This is a genomic window from Peribacillus deserti (assembly GCF_016909175.1).
GTDB classification, from domain to species: Bacteria; Bacillota; Bacilli; order Bacillales; family DSM-1321; genus Paraperibacillus; species Paraperibacillus deserti.
This window is the reverse complement of record NZ_JAFBFI010000002.1, coordinates 389,301-410,839: the sequence shown is the minus strand read 5'-3', so window position 1 is coordinate 410,839 and position 21,539 is coordinate 389,301. Positions and strand designations below refer to the sequence as shown.

The 21,539-nt window shown below is 37.3% G+C and carries 19 protein-coding genes and 1 pseudogene; 11 read left to right on the top strand and 9 right to left on the bottom strand.

What is annotated here, in order from left to right; translation table 11 throughout:
- Positions 1-111 precede the first annotated feature (111 nt).
- From JOC77_RS04205 to JOC77_RS04185, 5 genes and pseudogenes are all read left to right on the top strand, one after another.
- Positions 112-930: pseudogene (locus JOC77_RS04205) on the top strand (VanW family protein).
- 351 nt (positions 931-1,281) lie between these two features.
- Positions 1,282-1,857 (top strand): hypothetical protein, encoded by a 576-nt coding sequence (locus JOC77_RS04200; protein WP_377337097.1) that lies wholly within the window; start codon positions 1,282-1,284, stop codon positions 1,855-1,857.
- 211 nt (positions 1,858-2,068) lie between these two features.
- Positions 2,069-3,079, top strand: a complete 1,011-nt coding sequence (locus tag JOC77_RS04195; protein ID WP_204539006.1) for a DUF3231 family protein — start codon at positions 2,069-2,071, stop codon at positions 3,077-3,079.
- A gap of 8 nt (positions 3,080-3,087) precedes the next feature.
- Positions 3,088-3,540, top strand: a complete 453-nt coding sequence (locus JOC77_RS04190) for a hypothetical protein (protein WP_204539003.1) — start codon at positions 3,088-3,090, stop codon at positions 3,538-3,540.
- Positions 3,541-4,003: 463 nt separating this feature from the next.
- The gene (locus JOC77_RS04185) at positions 4,004-5,470 is read left to right on the top strand and encodes a flavin monoamine oxidase family protein (RefSeq protein WP_204539000.1); all 1,467 of its coding nucleotides are present in this window, start codon (positions 4,004-4,006) and stop codon (positions 5,468-5,470) included.
- 133 nt (positions 5,471-5,603) lie between these two features.
- On the opposite strand, the gene JOC77_RS04180 is transcribed toward JOC77_RS04185, so the two are convergent.
- From JOC77_RS04180 to JOC77_RS04170, 3 genes are read right to left on the bottom strand one after another with little or no spacing between them, the layout of a single operon-like run.
- Complete coding sequence (locus JOC77_RS04180; protein WP_204538997.1) at positions 5,604-6,809, bottom strand: Ger(x)C family spore germination protein; 1,206 nt, start codon at positions 6,807-6,809, stop codon at positions 5,604-5,606.
- A complete protein-coding gene (locus tag JOC77_RS04175; RefSeq protein ID WP_204538994.1) occupies positions 6,806-8,386 on the bottom strand; it encodes a spore germination protein in 1,581 nt (526 codons plus the stop codon). The genes JOC77_RS04180 and JOC77_RS04175 overlap by 4 nt, the downstream gene beginning before the upstream one ends.
- A gap of 4 nt (positions 8,387-8,390) precedes the next feature.
- On the bottom strand, positions 8,391-9,497 hold the full coding sequence (locus JOC77_RS04170) for a GerAB/ArcD/ProY family transporter (RefSeq protein ID WP_204539212.1): 1,107 nt from the start codon (positions 9,495-9,497) through the stop codon (positions 8,391-8,393).
- 580 nt (positions 9,498-10,077) lie between these two features.
- Between JOC77_RS04170 and JOC77_RS04165 the strand changes: the two genes are divergently transcribed.
- Positions 10,078-10,221, top strand: coding sequence for a hypothetical protein (locus tag JOC77_RS04165; protein WP_204538990.1), 144 nt, complete (start codon positions 10,078-10,080; stop codon positions 10,219-10,221).
- Between the two features lie 320 nt (positions 10,222-10,541).
- Here JOC77_RS04165 and JOC77_RS04160 read toward each other — a convergent pair whose 3' ends face one another.
- Positions 10,542-11,021, bottom strand: a complete 480-nt coding sequence (locus JOC77_RS04160; RefSeq protein ID WP_204538987.1) for a metal-dependent hydrolase — start codon at positions 11,019-11,021, stop codon at positions 10,542-10,544.
- A 468-nt stretch (positions 11,022-11,489) separates the two neighbouring features.
- Between JOC77_RS04160 and JOC77_RS04155 the strand changes: the two genes are divergently transcribed.
- Complete coding sequence (locus tag JOC77_RS04155; RefSeq protein WP_204538984.1) at positions 11,490-11,780, top strand: hypothetical protein; 291 nt, start codon at positions 11,490-11,492, stop codon at positions 11,778-11,780.
- A 284-nt stretch (positions 11,781-12,064) separates the two neighbouring features.
- A complete protein-coding gene (locus tag JOC77_RS04150; RefSeq protein ID WP_204538981.1) occupies positions 12,065-12,316 on the top strand; it encodes a hypothetical protein in 252 nt (83 codons plus the stop codon).
- Positions 12,317-12,402: 86 nt separating this feature from the next.
- On the opposite strand, the gene JOC77_RS21710 is transcribed toward JOC77_RS04150, so the two are convergent.
- A complete protein-coding gene (locus tag JOC77_RS21710) occupies positions 12,403-13,221 on the bottom strand; it encodes an STAS domain-containing protein (RefSeq protein ID WP_204538978.1) in 819 nt (272 codons plus the stop codon).
- Positions 13,222-13,568: 347 nt separating this feature from the next.
- Between JOC77_RS21710 and JOC77_RS04140 the strand changes: the two genes are divergently transcribed.
- Entirely contained in the window at positions 13,569-14,054 is a 486-nt protein-coding gene (locus JOC77_RS04140) for an SRPBCC family protein (RefSeq protein ID WP_204538975.1), read from the top strand.
- Positions 14,055-14,151: 97 nt separating this feature from the next.
- Here JOC77_RS04140 and JOC77_RS04135 read toward each other — a convergent pair whose 3' ends face one another.
- Positions 14,152-14,442 carry a hypothetical protein gene (locus JOC77_RS04135; RefSeq protein ID WP_204538972.1) on the bottom strand — a complete coding sequence of 97 codons (291 nt, stop codon included), beginning with the start codon at positions 14,440-14,442 and terminating at the stop codon, positions 14,152-14,154.
- A 1,118-nt stretch (positions 14,443-15,560) separates the two neighbouring features.
- Here JOC77_RS04135 and JOC77_RS04130 point away from each other — a divergent pair.
- A complete protein-coding gene (locus JOC77_RS04130; RefSeq protein ID WP_204538969.1) occupies positions 15,561-16,493 on the top strand; it encodes a catalase family peroxidase in 933 nt (310 codons plus the stop codon).
- Positions 16,494-16,770: 277 nt separating this feature from the next.
- Here JOC77_RS04130 and JOC77_RS04125 read toward each other — a convergent pair whose 3' ends face one another.
- Positions 16,771-17,187, bottom strand: a complete 417-nt coding sequence (locus JOC77_RS04125) for a YugN family protein (protein WP_204538966.1) — start codon at positions 17,185-17,187, stop codon at positions 16,771-16,773.
- A gap of 585 nt (positions 17,188-17,772) precedes the next feature.
- Positions 17,773-18,708 (bottom strand): NAD-dependent epimerase/dehydratase family protein, encoded by a 936-nt coding sequence (locus JOC77_RS04120; RefSeq protein WP_239558576.1) that lies wholly within the window; start codon positions 18,706-18,708, stop codon positions 17,773-17,775.
- A 491-nt stretch (positions 18,709-19,199) separates the two neighbouring features.
- On the opposite strand from JOC77_RS04120, the gene JOC77_RS04115 reads away from it, so the two are divergent.
- A complete protein-coding gene (locus JOC77_RS04115; protein WP_204538964.1) occupies positions 19,200-20,327 on the top strand; it encodes an NAD(P)/FAD-dependent oxidoreductase in 1,128 nt (375 codons plus the stop codon).
- 415 nt (positions 20,328-20,742) lie between these two features.
- Here the strand turns inward: JOC77_RS04115 and JOC77_RS04110 are convergent, their stop codons facing one another.
- A complete protein-coding gene (locus tag JOC77_RS04110) occupies positions 20,743-21,381 on the bottom strand; it encodes a DUF2238 domain-containing protein (RefSeq protein ID WP_204538961.1) in 639 nt (212 codons plus the stop codon).
- Between the last annotated feature and the right edge of the window lie 158 nt (positions 21,382-21,539).

Genomic DNA, 21,539 nt, shown 5'->3' with positions numbered 1-21,539 from the left:
AGAGCATGATGCCTGCTCTTTTTTTTGACTAAACGGAGCTGAGAAGGATTTACCTGCCATTAAATAGAAGTTATTAAACGAATATACTTATAAACTTTAAGGCGGGGAAATATGAATCTGGTTGATCTACGACCTAAAAACCGGTCAAGAATAAGAATTCAGACAGGCAAATTATTTTATACGTATAAAAGGTATGCAAGATGGTTTTTTGACGGGAACAAATATGCGAAATACCAAGAGCTAGATCAACTGGCTTACAAGATAACCGGTCATCAAACTTTGCTTATGAGACAGCTAAAGGATGTTGATATGTGGTATCAGTAGAATAAGGTGATCAATTTAAAGATTGCTGCACAAAAACTAAATGGAATCATCATTAAGCCGGGGGAAACCTTTTCATATTGGAAATTAATAGGAAAGCCGTCAAAAAGAAAAGGTTATGTTCATGGTATGGTCCTTCATTATGGCCGATTTATGAGCGGAGTTGGAGGAGGGCTGTGTCAATTATCTAACATAATTTACTGGATGACCCTGCATACAGGGCTGACTGTAACAGAACGCCACCGGCACAGCTTCGACGTTTTCCCGGATTCAGGCAGAACACAGCCATTTGGCAGTGGCGCGACTTGTTCCTTTAATTATTTGGATCTCCAAATCAAAAACAACACCAATCAATCTTTCCAGCTTATTTTGCATCTGACAAACGATCATCTAGTGGGTGAATGGCGCTCAGACAGCCCGCCGTTATATACCTATCAGGTTTACCAGAAAGAACATGATATGACAATGGCTTATTGGGGAAGCTACATTAGGCATAACACGATATACAGAAAAAAATATAATCAGCTCGACCAGTTAATTGATGATGAGTATATCACAGAAAATCATGCGATCATGATGTACGAACCATTGTTGGAAAGTAGTTTATGAATCCGGCTGCCCTTAAGTGAGGGCAGCTTTTATTTTTATCTTAAGGTAAACCTTTGTTAATCTTCAGTTTAAATTTACAAAAAAGAGTTTAATAAATGTGGCTGAATGGCACATCATTGGTATTTATCGTACGTCAGGGCACCCTCTGTATTTGAATGAGGCTGCTATTGCAGTCTTTTATGTTATTTAAGGCTAAATCTTAATTTCTCCATTCAAATGAAAATTCGAACTTGAAAAATAAGCTCCTTAAATTCTTTGTCCGCGGAACCTATAAACGTTTGTATGTTTGAGGGTGAAAAATAGGTATAAAAACCATAGCAGGAAAGAAAATAGAATCATGACGCTTGGAGGATGATTTTTGTGGATTTTAAGGAGTATTGGGAACAAATCAATCATAAAAACGCTGAGTTGAACTCGTTATACTCTTCTTATTGGAATAAATTTTCTGATTTTGGGGATTGGCAGTTCTGGGTTGTTATCGCCTTAATGCTTTTACCCTTAATTTTACTATGTATTTTTGTCGACAGAAACAGAATTTTTGAGTTGTTTTTCTTTGGATACACGGTACATGTACTTTGGAATTATGTGGATATTGCCCTTGGGAGGAGCGGTTACCTGGTTCATACTTACTTTTTGACTCATTTACTGCCTAATGCAACTAATATGACGGCCTCTGTTCTTCCAGTTTGTTTCTTATTTTTGTATCAATATTGTAGTAAACAAAATAAAAATTTTTATTTATTTAGTTTATTGTTAAGTGCAGCATTTGCATTCGGGTACGCCCTGTTGGAAGAATCCTTAGGTTTCACTCAGTATAAAAAAGGAATGAATCAATTTTATATATTTCTTATAGACATTGGTATTGCCTATATTGCTTACTGGTTTACAAAATTATTAGTAAAAGTAAAAAGTAAAGCCATTAAGTGACGACTATAAATTTAGATGGCTGCTTGACATGCATTTTAGGGAGAAAGGTGTACTGAATAATATAAATAAGACGATGGGTACGCATCACATTGCTGTACTAATTGATTAGGTGAGGGTTTATCTGTTCGATGGGGGTGCAATTAGACAATGCAAATATAAACACGAATGATTGGTTAACCTATTCCAGACAAAGCCAGCAGGAGGCATAATAATGGATCAACTGAATCACAATACTAAAATTTCTGCAGCCGAACATGCAAACCTTTGGTCTCAGTATATAAATGACAGTTTATCACGCTGTATTCTGCGCTATTTTGTGAATCATGCTAGGGATGCAGCCATAAGAGAAGTACTTCAATATGCCATGGAGCTGGCAGAAAAGCATCTTGAGAAGGTCAGCCACTTTCTGACACAAGAAAATCAGCCGATGCCTGCAGGTTTTACAGATGAAGATGTCACAGTAGAAGCTCCTCTATTATTTACTGACACCTATATGTTGGTCTATATTCAGATCATGGCCATTCACGGCATGACTAGATATTCTGGTGCAATCGGCACTTCTATCCGAGAAGATCAAAGAACATACTTTATGCAATGTAATTCTGAAACGATGGAATTATACGACAAGGCAACCAGCGTCCTGTTAATGAAAGGCATTATTAGTAAACCGCCGACTTTAAACAATCATCAGAAAGTTGATTTTGTTAAGAAACAAAATTATTTAACAGGATGGTTTGGTAAAAGAAGGCCGATTAATGCAGTCGAAATAAGTGGAGCTTACCTTAATCTTCAAAAAACAGCCGCGAAGATCGTCCTTGAATTAGGATTTGGGCAGGTTACACAATCAAAAGAAGTGCGAAGTTTTATGGAAAGAGGCAGGCAGGTTTGTGACCGGCATTTTAAAATTCTTTCTTCCATGTTAAAAGAAGATAATCTGCATGCTCCCAGGACTTTTGAGACTGAAGTCACTGATTCAACAGTACCACCTTTTTCCGATAAACTTATGCTATACCATATCGTGACACTTCTTTCTTCAGCCATTGGATATTATGGTGAGGCAGTAGCTGTCTGCCAGCGAAGGGATTTATCAGCTGGCTACGCAAGAATGATAACGGAAATGGGACTGTTAGCTGAAGACGGTATGAATTTATTAATAGATAACGGGTGGATGGAGCAGCCGCCCATAGCTGCTGACCATGAACGATTGTCAAAAAGCAAGTGATGTAAGTGATGAAAAAAAATGAGAAAATAATTGAAAGTATTCTATGGAGTATCGCTTTACCAGGCTTTGCTCAATTATTAAACCGCCAGCTGTTCAAAGGATTCCTTTTTATTACACTCGAGTTCGTTATTAATGTGAATGCGCACTTCAATGAAATCATCCTGTTAAGCTTTCTAGGCAGAATAAAAGAAGCAATTGCCCATACAGATTTTCAATGGTTAATGTTCTATCCTTGTTTATACTTTTTTGCTATGTGGGATGCGTTCAAAGATGCTGGCGGGGGGAAAACACCCTATTCTTATTTTCCCTTTGTTTTTTCCGCGTATTCTGTTACCATTGGAATCATGTATTCATCCAAAGTCGAATTGTTCGGTCTATTACTGGGGACCATGTGGTTTCCCATGCTGTGTGTGATTCCAGGCCTAGCGATAGGGTTTGGGTTAAAAAGATTGTTAAAATGAGGATGTTAGGGTTAATAAACCCATATACTAGGATAAAACATCTGGCGGTTAGTCTTTTGCCGGCCTTCTTTCTGGCATTTGGTGAAAAATTCGAAGCAGCCATCCTATCCTTAGAAAGATTTAAGAGAATGTTTGAGAATTTAAGAGGCAAATTTGAAATTTAAGAGCGGTAAATGCAGTTTTAAGTGGGATTTTTGAGATTTTTCAATTTTAAGTGTGCTTTTTAAATGGATCATAAAATTTTGATGTAAAAAAATATTTACCTATAAATTATAAATCCGGCTGCCGTAATGGCGGCTATTTTTGTTAGAGCTGTTCTTAAGTGTAACTAATACCGTAAGAAAAAAACCTGTCTTTAAAAGAAAGTTAATTAAATACTAAAGCTGTTTCGCATTCAATCCCCGCATATTATCCATCTCCATTAAATATCTATTACAACAAGATATGTAAAGGGGATATCGCAATGATTTATGGAATTGCCTCACAAACTTTGAGACAAATGATTAATATGATCAGGAGCGGTCTTCCTAAAACAAATAATCCAAAGAAAATTATAATAGCTGGAGCGGGTATAGCCGGCTTAGTGGCAGCTTCTTTATTAAAGAAGGCTGGGCATTTTGTAAATCTGATTGAAGGAAGTAACAGAGTTGGCGGGAGAATTCTCACTCTCAGAGAACCATTTATTGAAGATCAGTATATGGAAGCGGGGCCCATGAGAATACCGAGTGTTCATCACTTAACTCTGGAATATCTTAATAAGTTCCGCTTGCCAGTTTCGGAGTTTATCAATAGCACCCCATATGATCTTTATTATGTGAATGGTGTAAAAACACGATTAAAATACATTTTGAGGAATCCTGATATTTTAAGGTTTCCAGTTGCAGAATGGGAAAAAGGAAAAGCTCCTTTAGATTTATTAAAAATCGTTACTAAACCTATTCAGGAGTATTTAAGCGAGGATTCTGAAAAAAGCTGGTCTAATCTTGAAAAACAATTTGATAAATATTCCTTAGAATTTTTCCTCAGATATAATCCTGTTGAGCGTTCTTTATCTTCAGGAGCGGTAGAAATGCTTAAGGTGCTTCTATCATTAGAAGGTTTTCCGCATCTTTCATTTTTACAGATTTATAGAGAACTTCAATATCTATTGGAACCTAATATGAAGTTTTATGAAATAGCAGGAGGTTTTGATAAACTTCCAAATGCTTTTTTACCAGAACTGACTGAAAATATTCATTTTAAACAAAAAGTGAAAAAAATTGTCCATGATAGAGAACAGATCCATATACACACTTGCCATACTGAATCCTCCGTACCGTACGAGTTTAAAGGTGATCTAGCTATCATTACCATCCCGTTTTCCTCATTCCAGCAAGTGGAGGTGGTTCCCCAATCCATGTTCTCTTATCATAAATGGCGTGCTATACGTGAACTGCATTATGTTCCGGCAACAAAGATTGGATTACAATTTAAAAGGAGATTTTGGGAAGAGAACGGCTTATTAGGCGGCCAGAGTGTAACAGATCTTCCAATAAGATTTTCCTATTACCCTAGCAGCGGAATTGGTACAAAAACAGGTGGAATAATTATCGCCAGCTATACCTGGGAGGACGACACACTTCCGTGGGACAGTTTAATTGAAGAAGATCGCATAAAACAGGCTTTAGAGAATTTAGCTGTTTTATATGGAAAAAAAATATATCAGGAATTTATTGCAGGTGCTTCTTACAGCTGGTCGCAGAATCCCTATTCTAGTGGTGGTTTTTCACTTTTTAGACCAGAGCAGGCTACCACAATAGGTCCTTATATTTCAAATCCGGAAAATAGGATCCATTTTGCCGGAGAACATACCTCTCATTTTCCTGCCTGGATACAAGGTGGAATTGAATCTGGTATTAGAGTGGCAATGGAAGTGAATAATCTTCCTTGAAGAATGAATATATCCGATTCAAAAGCTTCAATTAAGGCATAGGTTAGATCGAGGATTTGCACACAGCCTGCCTAAAACAGGTGATCTCACATACTTAAGGCAGTATGTGAGATCCGTACATTGCAAATAATTTCTAATGCTTAGCTTTTGTCTCCGAGATAAAACTTTTTGTCCGCAGTGCCGTTCTTCTTAGTTTCACTTTAGCATCTACTTCAACCTTTGCATTTTTGAAAACATTGTCCCAATTATGTTCGACTGTTTTAAAATTTTTATAATCATTTCTATATAAATATTCTCCAAAACCATATACATCAATCTTGTATTTTTTTTGTACTTTATTTATAGATAGCTTCATTTCCTTCTCGATATATTTTTCAGCTAATTTTTCATATTCCTTATAAGTTTCGACTTTATTTAAGTCCTTCCCGCAATGATTTGAATCAAGAAATCCCTCCAATTGCAGCTTCACTTTAAAGGCTGCTTTGCCATCTTCTAAGTGTCCCGTTATTTTTGATTTATTATTATACGCTCTAAGGGTAATAAAATTATTGTTTTGTTTTCTACATTCTATAGAAAAGGCTGTATGGTCGAGTTTCCCCCGGAGCCACACATAGTATCGTGAATCATTAAGAGGAAGAAATCCAATTAACTTTCCTTCCCGGAATATACCAAGTGAATCCAGGACTACCAGAGCATCTGGAGTCACTTTTTTCATATTTTCCACACTTGGTCCTTTGGATGCTTTTCCCTGAATGGTCACTGCCTCCATAACGGGCTGAACCGCTGGTGATGTGAGTGCATTAACCACATCATTTAATTGTACAGAAGGATTCCCTCCCCAATTTCTTCTAAAGGAATCCATTTGTTTAAATAACTTTAGGGAAGAAGATTTCTGAAAGGGGTAAGTAGTTTTTAAAATTTGGGCAGCGCTTGTTCGGCGGGAAATGATTAGTCTAAAATCATCCCTGATCTCTCTGTCCCTTTCAAGAAAATCGATAAATTCGGTTATTCCTTCTCTTGCTGCTGTCTCACTGATGATCAAAATTCGCATGTGAGAATAAATAAGATTTCTTGAGAATCCAATATTCATTTTTTGTGTTAATTCTGCTATTGAATTCCCTGATAAGGAGTATACAATACTTGGTGCATACCCGGCTGCGGTTCTATTATTTAGCTCCTGGGCATTAATCCCCTCCACTGTAAGCTTATACTTGTTATTTTGGGTTTTATCCACCGCTATTCCTGTTACCACTGTTACATCAGCTAATTCTCTATAGTCCCAGCAGCCTGAAAGGCATAGGACCATAATAAGCATTGGAGCAAGCAGAATTTTCTTCATTGCTTCTCTCTCCCTTGCGTCATCGTCGGCGGGGAAGGCGAATCAGGAGAAGCAGCCTGCATTTCTTCGTTCGTATATAAATAAAGAGGGTTGTTTTTTTTAGCCCAAAAAGGAAACCGGAAAAAAACATCGTTTTGGTCTTCTAGTATAAATGGAGCTACAGGGGACAGATAAGGAATACCAAAAGAACGCAATGAGCATAAATGGGCTACAATTAGAATCATTACGAGAAGGATGCCGTAAAGCCCAAGAATAGAAGCTGCAAAGATTAAAAGAAATCGCAAAAGTCTTGAAGCAGCTCCGAACGTGTAGATGGGAGAAACAAAATTAGTAATAGCAGTGATCGAAACGATAATAATCATTACATTTGAAATGATGCCTGATTCGGCAGCTGCCTGACCAATTACGAGCGCACCTACAATGGATACCATCTGTCCGATATGCTTAGGTGTCCGGATTGCAGCCTCGCGTAATATTTCAAATGTGACTTCCATAATAAGAACTTCAACCATAGCAGGAAATGGGATTCCGTCTCTTTGTGAAATTAAGGCCAGCAAGAACTGAGTAGGAATCAATTCATGGTGATACGTAATGGCAGCAACATAAAAAGAAGGAATTAATAGTCCGATCATGAAGCATAAATACCGGATGAATCTTAGAAAAGAAGCCATGAAATACGGCTGGTAATAGTCTTCAGCAGCCTGGAAAAAGTCATTAAACACAGCAGGCACCAGCAATGAAAAAGGGGTGCCATCCACAATGATGACTATTTTTCCTTCCAGCAGCTTTGCGGCCACCCTATCTGGACGTTCAGTATTCAAAGCAAGTGGGAACAAAGTAGCCGTTTTATCTGCTATTAACTCTTCAATGTTTCCTGAGCCCAGTACACTATCGGTTTTAATCCTTTTGATCCGGTCCTTTACTTCCTTAACGATGTCTTCATTTGCAAGGCCATTTATGTACCCTATATATGTTAATGTCCCGGTGTTTTCACCTAATGTGAATTCTTCAAAGCACAATTTAGGATTCAGAATTCTTCTTCTAATCAGGCTTACATTCGTAGCTAATGATTCTGTAAATCCATCCTTTGGTCCTCTAATAACCCGCTCACTGGTGGGTTCTTCGATGCTTCTTTTTTCAGTATTGGGCAAGGGAAGTGACATTATGTCAATGCCTTCTGCAGCAATAACTAAAGATCCCCTGACTAAGGCTTGAATTAAGTTGTCTTTTGATTGCATGCTTTCAATCTTAGTTAAGCCGAACGAGTTACTGAAGAAGAGTTTTAAGTCACTAGAATCTTCCAACTTGGTAGAGGTCTCTGATGAATCTTCCATCATCTTCGCTGTCATTTCCTTAAGTGACTTTATATCCACCATGCTTTCTAAATAGAAAAGAGCCATTTCTGCTGCTTTTACTTGAATATGGACAACCTTAAGGTCAGCTGTATTGGCAAATTCGTACTTAATTACTTCTTTAAGTTCAGGCAGATTGTATGTCATGATGTTTTCATTTGCTGGGCCGTTTAGCTTTTCCATGTTAGATCCAGTATTTTCTTTTCTGAACATACGAAATGGCATTTTTTCACCTTTTTCTCTTCTTGATTTGCTTCCGTTTTTTCCATAGTATAATCACCATGGTTATGCCTGGAACCCCAAACTGAAAGGGAAGGTGCAGGAATTTTGGAACCAGCGTTAATCCTTCTTCCACATGATCTGCAAAATTTACAGATACTAATATTGAAAAAAGAGAGACAATCATGGCAAGGGGAACTGCAAAATATCTATATGGAAGATTAAAAATATGCTCTAATCCCTTTGTGGCGCTAAAAAGAAAAACAGCCCCTTTAATTAAAATGCCAAGCATCATAATAAAAACCACAACAGAATCCATTCTTTCGATGAATTCGCCGACAGATACTAATCTAGCAACAGAAAGCAATGGGAAAGCCGACCTCTGAGTGATATCTGTACCAAGAGTGGTAATGGTTAACAAAGAAGATAAGGTCAGCAGACCTCCCGCAATGCCCACGCCAATGAGAGAAAATTTCAATGAATGATTTCTTTTAGTTATGGCAGGGAAAATGATCAAAAATGCAATCAACTCACCAAAGGGGAAGGTGATTATGCTTGGAAAGACCACTTTTGCAACTGGAAAAACCCCTCCACTTAATACAGGTTTAATATTCTGGATATCAATTGTCCCGCTGGCAATGAGGAAAATGCCTAAAAGTACAAAAAATCCTAAAATATAAGGAGTAAATATTTCAGTAATCCTTGCTAGTACCTCAATACCTAAATAAATGATATAACCCATCAATAACATCAAGGTTAAAGAAATAAATTCTATGGGTGTATGCGGCATGATAGAAGCTGAAATTAATTCTATAAAATCTCTTACCACGCGGCTGGCTAAATATACAAAATAGGTAACATACAACAAAGAGAGTAAAATCGTTATTTTTTTCCCGTAAACATATTCGAAAATTTGGTATATGTTCTTTTCAGGCACAAGGTCTGAAATTTTATGATAAAACCATACTATAGCGAAACCAGCCATTGTTCCTGCTGCTAATGCGATCCATGCATCATTTTTAGCTTGCAGGCCCACACCAACTACTATAGAGCTGCCTATTAGGAAATTGATAGTAAGCGTAAGCAGCTGAATTAGAGAAAGATTTTCTTTTGGCATCAAGGAGATCCGTCCCTTTCAGCGTGATTCTTCTTTAATTTTTTCTTCTTATATAAACGAAAATCCCCGACTATGCATATGACAAAGCCGAAAAATACACCTGTATACACAAAGCTTCTGCCGGTGGCTACTTCAGGAAAATACAAGTTTATCAAAGCTTCCCATATCGAAAAATCTAGTATCATCATGTCAAACACAGCTAATAAAATAGTTAGTAGGAAAATGACGAGCAGGAATGAAAAAGTTAACATGCAGTGTGTCATCCTTTGATATTTGTAAGCGATTTGGCTTAGTTTTCCAGAGTGCCTTTTTTTTATTCATTCTTCTATAATGAGAAATCTGGAATCTGCCAGTAACTTTTAAAGGATATTTTAAATGGAAAGGTGGGAGGGATGATTAATGGACAAATAATGATAGTGATTGCGTTTTACTGATACCCCTTCCATATTTTAACAAGTTTTAAATTGTAAAAAGTTGTTTTACAGCTAAAGGGTATTGGTATAGGAAATAAGGGACTATATATTTGCATTATATCCCTTTATGACTGAACCATTTAAGATTATTAAAAGGTGGTGATCGTATGTACGAGGAAAAGTCAGAAGAACGCTTGAAGCAAGAACTGGGAACCTTTTTTACCGATCCCAAGAGAGAGGCTTTACCATCTTCTGACAACGAAATAAACAGACCTGTAGATTCTGGAGAAGGGTTAGAGATTGAAAAATAAAAGTATAATCCGCCAGCCTTATTCCAAGGCAAAGATTACCACAAACTTTTACAAGTGATTTTCGGTGCAAGAAGTCGTATCTAAAAGGAAAAGGCGATCTACAAGAGATAAGAGCTGCCAGCAGCTCTTATCTCTTGTATGAATTTCGATTTTTATTTGATCTACACCCAACGGGCGAGTGGGTGTTATATCTAAATCTGTAAAATAATATCGATGCCTTTTCATAAAAGAATTCTTTCTATAACGGATAAAGTACTGCGTTCATAGGCCCATCCTGAGAGTAAATTCATTTCATAATCTATACTGCTATTCTATTAATTTCAATTTAAATAAATTTGATATCCTACATAGGCTATGTATACCGTTAGCAAGGAGAGAATCCCTTTTTCTAACGTACCGCCCGTTTTAATTCCTACAGGGATTCCAACACGAATTTTTAATGGCCAAAGAAACTGTATCCCTTTCACTGTGATTGCATCAAGAACTAAATGGCTCGCCATACCTATCCATATTCCCAGTTCTATAGCTTCCGGCAAATGCGTTAACCTAAAGACCATAAAGGTCAAAATTAACATAAATAAACTATGCGTTATGGTTCGATGGCCGAAAGTCTTACTAACCAGGCGATCCAGCAAGGGGATCATTCTGCCGATGGTTGAAGTGGGAGAACAGATATCCGGCAGCAGTGCACCAGCTATACAACTGGTGAAAAATAGAACTTCTGGCTGGACAGTGCCGACTGTTTTCAAATAAAGAGCGCCAGCAGCAATCCCTCCGACTATATGTGTTTTACCTTCCATGGGTCCTCCTAGATGTATACTCATTTACTGAATGGTACCTTATGTCTATGTTTCTATCATAACCCTTTTTAAAAAATAATGGAAAGATGAATTGAACCCAAATGTCATTAAATAATACTTTTCGTTTCCTCGAAGGATAAGCGCGGGTAATGGAGAATTATTTTTAATAATTTAATATAATGCAATGGATAAAGTTTACATAAAAAGCGGCCAAAAACAAAGGCGTATAAATATCTGGCTGTCAGCCCTCCAAATCTATGAGGGTATGTAAAGCCTTGATGAATTATTAGATTAGCAAATAAAGAAGAGAGAGTGATGTTTTAAAATATCTTATTAGGCTTACTAATCATTTTAAGTTTAACTGCTTGTCTTCCCGGAGAGCAGACAATAAAAGAAGAACAGGAACAAAAACAATATCCTGTGGCTAAAGCTAGTTACAATAAGGATAACACACCTTCGGATGTTACGATGAATGATATAAAAGGCTGGTGGTTAGGTGAAGGTTCATTTATCCAGATATCTGGATCACCTCCAGTTATGTACGAAATAACCAATATCGATAAACAACTAAAAAAAGTAGGTGAGTTTATGGTTACTGAACCTAAGGGACATAAATTTCACGCACAATTTTTTAAGGATGAGAACAATAAAATGGGAAAAGATTTCACAATAGAATTGAGTGAGAGCTCAGTCAGTTATCAATATACTGAAGTCGCTCCCGATCAATATATCAAAGCCCTTAATCGTATTTCCGAATAATGAAATCAATAGCAAAAAAAATATACCTTAATTCGATTTGATATTATTCAGGGATTCCGAAATTTATATGGTGAAGTAATAGATGCGAAATTAAAACAGAAGAAAATATGAAGTGCCTCAAAAAATACACAGCAGTATGGAGAAATGCATAAGTACTTTTGAGTACTACTTTTTACAAAAAAAAAGGGAGTTTATAAAAGGTTCTTTTTTTTAGGCCTATCTGCTTATTTACATTATAGAAGCTCCAAGTATCATAGAGTGTATGGTTAAAAGGAGTGTATATAATGAGTATGTCTAGAATGGAAAATAATAAATTAAAAAAAGGTGCAGCCATAAAAAGCTTTACGGTAAATAATATTTGGACGAACATAGACGACCATATTGTTACCTTAGATATAGAGCTCGAAAACGGAGTTGTGCTAAAAGATGCGAAGATGGAAATTACTAAAAAAGATATATTAGAGATGACAGAACATCAGTCCGAAGATGTTAGAGATGTCATTAAAATTGCGTTAGGTTTTTATTATGAGATCTAGGTAAAGTAAAAAAAATTTTTTCAAACGGCACTCGTATATAGTAAAAAGGTCAGCCGTGTATGGCTGACCTTTTTGTTATAAGTTCTTCAGCATTCATTGTTTAGTATCGCCTGCTGGACTGTTGCAAAGGTATTTAGTGAAGAGAAGTCTATACCGGCTCCAATGATCTTTGTGGCTAAATCTGGCCGGATGCCTGTAAACATGGCATTTATCCCAAGTAATCTCAGAATATCATAAATATTAAAGATTCGGCTGGCCATCTCTGTATCAACTGAAGCCATACCTGAGAAGTCGATAATCAGACATTTAATTTTCATCTGACTGATTTTGGGTATGACACTATTCATGATATGTTCGCTTCGATCGAGATCCATTTCACCTATTAAAGGCAGAATGGCCATTCCGTTCTGAATGGGTACAACTGGTGATGATAATTCAGTTATCACTTTTTGATTATTGTTATTTATTTCTTCCGCTGCTTGTTCACGAGAAACAATGGTCTCCGTAATGCTTAAATCTAATAAATAACTGATCCGGCTAATAATGTTAACAACATCTTCAGTAGAGAGTCCATGTTCAATAGAAATTTTCGTTATCATATTGATCAACTGCTGCCGGGTTTCTGCATAAGGCTTTATCAGGCTGGAGATGTTGGTCATAGGAGTATTTTCTTGTTCTAAATACTTTCTATACCACGGAATAAACTCATCCGCCACTATTTCATCAGGGGAAATTAGAGTCTTCCCTAAAAATTTTAAAAACTCACTGTTAATAGCGATTGACCTTTCAATTAGTTCATTGGGCAGGGTAATTTCTATTTTATTTACATTATAAGTAACAATTTCTTTACTAATAGTTTCCGCATGATTCAATATATAAGTAGCAACAATATCCACCGAACTCACTGCCTAACCCCTTTGTGTAACTATATTCCTAAGGAACATATACATATTTTTTTACTTACTAGGACATAGTATATAAATTTATTTTCTATTTGTCTATCTCATTTATGAGTAGGTTTCATTCTTAGTAAGAAGAACTGTTTTTTAATCTGCTAAAACGAAATTTCAAATAAATTAGGATCTCTCTTACCTTTTAGAAGGAAAATCTTCTCGAGAAAAGAATACTTTATTATGGTAATCGGGGGGGAGAATCGAGTAATTTTAATGATCTAGTAAACTGGAAAGATTAGCATATTTCATTAGAAAACAAGGCTGATTTATAACTATAGTTGAAGATGGAGGAATAACAATTGCTTGCAGTTATAGAAAAATTTGAGGACGAGTATGTTGCACGATTTGAACGTCATTTTTCACAGACGGCTGATCATGTTTGGGCAGCGATAACAACAAATGAGTCTTTAGAAAAGTGGATGCCAAATCTGGAAATGAAGGACCTTCGAAAAGGAGGAGTTATTCTATTCAATATGAATGACGGGACTGGATCATCGTTTATTTTAAAAATTACAAACTGCCAATCCAATTCTCTTCTTGAATTTGAATGGGGTGACACCCTGGTACGATTTGAGTTATTTCCTGCTCCCGAGGGATGTTTATTAGTACTAAAGGAATTTATCCCCATCCTTGTGGATCATACCTCAAAGGATTTGGCAGGATGGCATGTTTGTTTGGAGCGATTAAACGCCGTATTGAATGGCAGCTATTTGGATTTCCAAAAAGTTGAATGGGAGCTTTGGCATCAAAAGTATAGAGATGCTGTCAATGGCTTACAAAAATAATTTTTTTGATTTAATATTTCTGATCATGCATTTACCATCATAAAATATAATAAAAACCGCCCTACTGGCTGCAGACCGGTAGGGCGGTTTTTATCTGCTAATTCAAGATGGTACTCAATCCAGTCATTATAAAGATGGTAAGAAGAAAATATCTAAAACCTATATCTTTATTTTTTTCTTTAAGTTTCTTTGCTAAAAAAGTATCCGACACTTGATATAAAGCCAGCAGCAGGAGGAATAAAAGAATAAGACGCAGCGGGTTAGCTTTAATGACCGAGTAATCAACCAGCTGGAGCGTCCCAAACATCAATATAAAACTAATTAGCCCGCTGACATTATGAGCTCCGCGTTTAAAATACCACTTAAAGAAATGCTTTAAGCTTTTCATAGGTTCACTCATCCTTTTGCATCTTTGTTAATATTGTAAGTTTGTTATAATCGTACATTACCAGAATTGAATTGCCTATAAGATCTTTGTAAGTGAGTGATTGAATCATTTGCAGATGTTGTTCTAACCGACACTCTAGCTCGCTGTTTAAAATATATTCTTATATAGAAATTCAGAAATAAAACAAATGAAGCAAACAGTTAAAGGAAATGGCCATCGAATAGAAATTAAGAAGGTGAATTCTTTTGGAGTATACAACCACAAGGGAGTAATGGTCTAACGATTTTTTATTATTTTACTATCATTTATTTTTTATTTACTAATTGAATCTGCGGTGCAAAAAAGAATTGACCATTCATACCAGCCAGATCATTAAAAAATTACTGAAGGATTAAAAAGGGAAAATGATAAACAATACTTTTTAAAGCTTAAATAAAAACTAGTTTCCTTAAGAATTAAGCTCTGTTAGACATGCCTGTTGATTTACGCTGCAGGCATTCGCTTTCCGCGGGCGGTCCGGGAGCCTCCTCGGCGTGAAACGCCTGTGGGGTCTCCCTTTATAGAAAAGCGGAGGAAGGTGACTTTCAGATGCTTCTTTTAAAAGAACTGTGATGAACATACTCTTTTAAAAGATCACATTACATTGAAAGTCAGACACCTGAGAGGCATAAGACGAGCGGCGGCGAAAGGCGCTTTTTGCCTTTTGACGGCGATTGGCTTATGACCAAAGGTGTCAGTCCGGAGCTGGACAATCCCCGCTTTTCCCGCAGGACATTGAATTGCTTCCTCGAATTGTCACCGCACGAAGGAAATGCGAATGCATTTTCGAGGATCTCACGCCTTCCACTCCAATCAAGATAGTGCCAATATCAATATTGGGCTTTAACAGAGCCAAGAATTAAAAAAAGGTATTATCTCATTCTATATAAGAATAAGAGGGAGTCGTGGCTGGCACCTTTGGCATCTTTAGCCTTCTTCGTATTTGTCTCTAACGATTCATCAGCAGCGGTCTTCGCTCACATAATGGAGGAGCTGTACAGGTTTGTGTAAATCCGAGCCAGGGAAGAGTAGATTTATCGATACAAAAGAATTGTAAAATATAAAAGGGGGAAAATCCTTTGGATTCAGAAAAATTACCAGAATTTCATCGTGCGGATGAATCCATTGACCATATTGAAGAGGCAGCGGGGAAGTTTCCAGGCCTGAGACGAGCGCATGCACGAGGAAATTGCTATGAGGGCATTTTTAAGCCGAATGGCCGGGCAGCACTTTTCACTGACGCACCGCATTTACAATCAGAGGAAGTTTCAGTGATTGTGCGTTTTTCTAACAGCTCTAGTAATCCGAATCATAGTGATGGGTTAACGCCTCCCAAGGGCATGGCTGTACAGTTTGCTTTGCCAAATAATCAGATAACTAATTTAGTCTGTACTACCATTCCCCTGTTTTTTGCCCGAACACCGGAAACTTTTATAGAAGTCACAAAGTTAATGTCAACAGCTAAAAAAGGCTTGCCTGATATAAAGGCTTTACAAAAAATTGCGGCCAAGTTTCCTGAGAGCAAGGCCTTTTTTAAAATGATAAAAGAAATCCGCTTGCCTGCAAGCTATGCAATGGCTCAGTATTTCTCTATTCATGCGTTTTATTTTATAAACGAAAACGGAAAGCGTCAGGCGGTTAAATATCTATGGGAGCCAGATGCCGGATTAAGCATGTATACTAAAAAGGAAGCAGCTAAGCTTCTCCACAATTATCTGGATGAAGAGCTGGATCAGAGGCTTAGTAATGGTCCTATAGGATTTAATCTAAATATTCAATTGGGCAAAGAAAATGATCCGACAGATGATCCAACTGTTGTATGGCCGGGAGACAGGCAGCAGATAACGATCGGACACTTAGCTATTCACCGTAAAATGGATAAATGCCCTGAAGATTTATTTTTTGACCCAACAGTTGTGCCTCGTGGCATTGAGTGTTCCGAGGATCCGATTTTACACTTTCGTCATCATGCCTATGCTGTTTCCTATGATCGACGTTTAAAAAATAAGTAAATAGTCCCTATTAAGCAGCATTTAAACGAGGTATTTCATTATGTCACATCTCTATGAAGAATTAGACAAAAAGAGTTATGGGGAGCTAATGGAATAACTATCCTGGTTTTAAATAATCAATTAATTGATACAACATATAGGGAAGATATAGCAGGGTCTCTTTGTAAATTAATAGGTGACCGGAAATTGAGCAATATGGAAGATCAGGAAAACTTATATAAATTTTGCTGTAAGGACCAAAAAAGAACACCGCCACCCTTATGGATGGCAGTGTTCTTTAAACTATGTGTTGAGACAAGGCCGCTTCAACTTGTTCAATCACTTTCATCCCAAATTCTTTGTAGCGGTCAGGAAAAGGAGCATCTCTGTCAGCCGGTGACTTAAACTGGTCCACGGAGGCAGCTACTGCACCGATATTGCCTTCATCGTCAACTTCTGTTTCAAATTGATGGTCCAGAAGAAAAGGTGTTCCAATTTGAACCAATGCTCGATCTTTTTCGAGAGAATCACCTAAAGAATGAAAGGGAATACGTATATATTGCTGATCTCCATGTTCATCATCGATTTTATAATCCAGATGTGCATGATCATACTCCCAATTGTCTCCTACATGAAAACCCAATGGCTCCAGGGCTTTCTTTAAGGTGCCCAGAGCTAATTGTTTGCCTTCTATGGTTGATTGTATTGGTATCATAATATAACCTCTTTTCTTAAGTCTTATTTTAAAACGTATTATTTTCAATATTTAGGTATTTCCACCCCATGACGTTTTTCAAACATAAGGGCATTTGTCGATCAGGAATAAGATTAAGCTCCTATACACTGAAGGTGCGCATATCAATTAGAAGTCTCTTTGTTACTTTTTAATAGTTAATATTAGTATGAATTACTATGTACATATGATTTGTACATAGATTGTTATGAAGCACTGGTCACTTCTAAGCCTCGTTGGATTCAATGAAAAATTAATATATGTAGTAAATTTCCAAGAAGTGAAACGACTCTCGAGAAGGAGAAATGTCTACATCATTTGCAGGGTGGTTGTAGAACGGCTGTGGAAACAGTTAGGCTGTTAAACCTGGAACATCCTGACTGGGCAAGAATTATTCATAAGTAAAATACCGTAGTGGGTTAGAGCCCCGAGCCGAAAAAAAGAATCAAAAAACTCTTTTCATTATGTTTCTTTCATCGATGATATCGTAAAATTCAGGTCCTGATCCATATAGAATAAGATCCCTAATCTAAATCAGCCCCTTGATTGGGGCTGATTGGTGTATTGTTATATGTTTGTTTTTGATAAAGCAAGCTGATCCTCGGGCAGCGCTTTCGTTGTGCCGTCATTATTTAGGACATTTCGCCATGTATAACGTGGTTCATAACCAAGGACATCCTTAGCCTTATCTATGGACATAAGAGTTTCGTGTCCCTTTACATCTTTCTTTAAGGTAACATCTGGGAAATATTTCTTCACTAAATCCTGGCTAAGGTCCGGCATAATTGTATCTGGGGCAGTTATATGAAATATTTCAAATCCTAAATTATCCTTTTCTATTGCGAGTAGACAGGCAGTTGAGGCATCCCTGACATCGCAATAGGCCCACGCATTTTTCTTTTGGATATCTTTTTGCTGCTCATTCCAATGCATGATTGGAATTTTTTCATATTCATCCGGTTCGTACATATTTGCAAAGCGAAGTGCAACTATTTGTGTTTTAGTAAGTTTGTGAAACATTTGTGAGAGGTTTTCAGTCAACCTCTTTGCCATAGCATATGAGGACTTTATGATTGTTGGATGCTCTTCATCTACAGGAAGGTAACTAAGCTGCGCTGCTTCAAAGGGATACCCCAAAACGGTCTCGCTTGAAGCCCAGACAAGCTTAGGAATTTTAAAGTCTTTACAAGCTTCCAGGATATTAAAATTAACGAGCATATTATTTTCAAAAATGGCCTGAGATGTATTCCGCACATCAGTAGGAATATTACCAAGGTGTACCACCGCATCACACCCCTGTAAAAGCTGGCAGACCTGTCCATAATCGCGTAATTCAGCTTGAACAAAGTCTCTCGATGCCACTTCCTCCCTCAATTTTTTATCTGAAGCTACTACCTCATGGCCTGCATCTAAGAGTGTTCTTACGGTCCATCTGCCGATTTTGCCTGCTGCTCCTGTTACAACTACTTTCACTATTTCCCGCTCCTTTTTCACATTTTCCATATTAGGAATTCCTTTAGAGGATCATTTATTTTTTCTGTTTTTAGTTAATCTGTTAGTTGAGCAGCATTTGTCCAGTATCCTGTTCATACCATTTCTTAACCGTTTTACATATAGTCCTCACCTAAAATGGGACGTTTTTATCTAAAACACAGAATTAATAATATGATCATTCAGCAAATTACACCTAATATCTTCTTTAGAATTCCACTTAATTCATGTATTATAGTAAACCAAATAATGGTGAAGGATATTCGGCTCAGTTAATTTTTATATCTGCTGCATTAGTGGGGAACCCAGCTATTTACTCATCTCTCGAAAATAATTATCTTAAGAAATGTTTTCTCCATATTTCCGCTTCCATTCAGGTTTACTCAGCTAAAGAAGGTGTATCCTAATGAACTGAGCCGTACCGTTTTCTTTATATTTATCTTAAGAATTATATATACTAACAATAAAAACTGTTTCAGTAAGAGACAGGAAAGGGAACGGTTATGAAGAAGGTCATAGTAGTTGGGGCTGGTATCCTTGGAGCATCCACAGCATATCAATTGGCAAAATCGGGTGCTGAGGTGCTGATTATAGACCGCAAAGATAAAGGACAGGCTACGGATGCAGCTGCAGGCTTTATTTGCCCATGGTTATCGCAGGGTCGGAATCCGGCCTGGTACCATCTGACCAAAGCGGGAGCTTCCTTTTACCCAGGTTTGATAAAAGAACTTAAGAGCGAAGGCGAGACAGACACGGGTTATAGCCGTGTAGGTATTCTAAGTGTTCATAAAGATATAGAAAAAATTAGACAAATGGAAGAGCGTGTACAACTGCGAAAAGCGGAGGCGCCAGAGTTCGGTGATATTACGCAGCTTGCAGAAAAAGAAACAGCTGAACTTTTTCCTTTGCTGGAGGAAGAGTATCATTCTGTCCATATAAGCGGAGCCGCCCGTGTGGATGGCCGTGCGCTGCGCGATGCGTTATTGCGATCTGCTCAAAGAAACGGTGCCACCCTAATAAAAGGTGATGGTTCGCTTCAATTTAATACAAACCAAGTAACGGGAGTAACTGTAGGAGATCAAAGCTTTTCAGCTGACAAAGTTATTATTTGTGCAGGTGCATGGGCAAATCAATTACTCAAGCCGTTAGGTATCCATTTTAAAGTAAGCTTTCAAAAAGGACAAACTGTTCATTTGCAGATTCCTGACGAAAATAAATCGGATACATGGCCTATAGTTATGCTGAATCCGGATGAATATCTACTTTCTCTTGATAACCAAAAAATCGTAATAGGTGCGACTCGTGAAGAGGATATAGATGGCTATGATGTACGAATAACAGCAGGTGGTATACAGGAACTTCTTACTAATGGTTTAACATTCGCTCCTGGTTTATCCGATAGCACTTTTCTGGAAGCAAGAGTTGGTTTTCGCCCGTTTACACCAGGTTTTCTTCCAGTAGTTGGCTATCTTCCGAACTGGGATGGAGTTATAATAGCAAATGGGCTGGGAGCGTCTGGTTTAACGATGGGGCCGTATATTGGGAATCAATTAGCAAAAATGGCGCTTGGAATGGATCTGGAAATAAATTTACATGATTATGATATCAATAACGCCATCGGGAACAGTTGATTCCCCTGCTTAGGAGATTCATACACTGCAGCTATGTCCTTATTCGTAAAAAAGAGCCGACAGAGGTTTTCGTTTTACTTGTGATGACCATACCACATAGAAATACTGCATCCGGCTAAAATAATCAGCACCTCTGTATATTTCGTAAAAGTAAGAAGAACAACTTAGGAGAAATATATGGTTTGATTCTTAGCTGAGTGTAAAATCGTTATTTATGTGGTTATTATTCTTCTGCCGTTTCATAGAGGTCTTCATGAACGAAATAAGGAAATGGCTTATTAAAAAAGTGGAGTTATGTATGTCTAAAAAGCTTGGAGTCATTAACACCCAAGCTTTTTTTAGCTGTAAATATTGTTGGGACACAAATTTTTCTTTAGATTTCAGGATAAAGGAGATTGGTATATAATATTATTCTTTATGACATTCGATTTTTGTTTAACAGCCTGTTATGAAGATGCGAAAGGAATGATAAAGCAAGAATGGTGCCAATGAGGGTTAAGGACATATCCCATTGTGCATCCCACATACTGCCCTGAGTACCAAGAAAATTTTTAGATTCTTTTCCCCCCTTTGTTATTATTAATGAAAGCCATTCAATAATTTCATATAAAGAGGAGATTGCAAGCGAAATACTTGTTACAATAGCTACTAACCAGGAGCCTCTGGACAACTGAGTCTGCCTCAATACAATTTCTCTTATTACGATTGCTAACAAACCCTTCAACAGATGGCCAAAGCGGTCATAATGATTTCGGTTTAAGTCGAAGGCATCTTTTAACCAATTGAAAAGGGGTACTCTGGTATACGTGTAATGTCCTCCGATAAACGTCATGATTGCCAAACCTGCAATTATTATATAAGAGAGCGTTGTAAGACGGAACCTATTGTATGTAACGATGACTATAATTAATCCCACAGCAGCAGGAGCAACCTCTGCAGCCCATAATCCATATCCTCCAGCCGGTTTAATAAGCGACCAAATAAAAAATGCGGTAACAATTAAGAATAGGAAGATATGAGTTTTACTGCTTTTTGCTTTTCTCACGTTATTCATCCTTTTTAGGTTTAATCTAAATATCTTTATTTAGGAAATCACTTATTTTTTATTTTGATTTAGTCCCTTGTCCTTCATACATAAAGGGAAGCAAAAAGTTTTGATAAGAAATAACACGACCTTCATGTTGACAGATGTGGAGGGGGCGTTGAAAAATC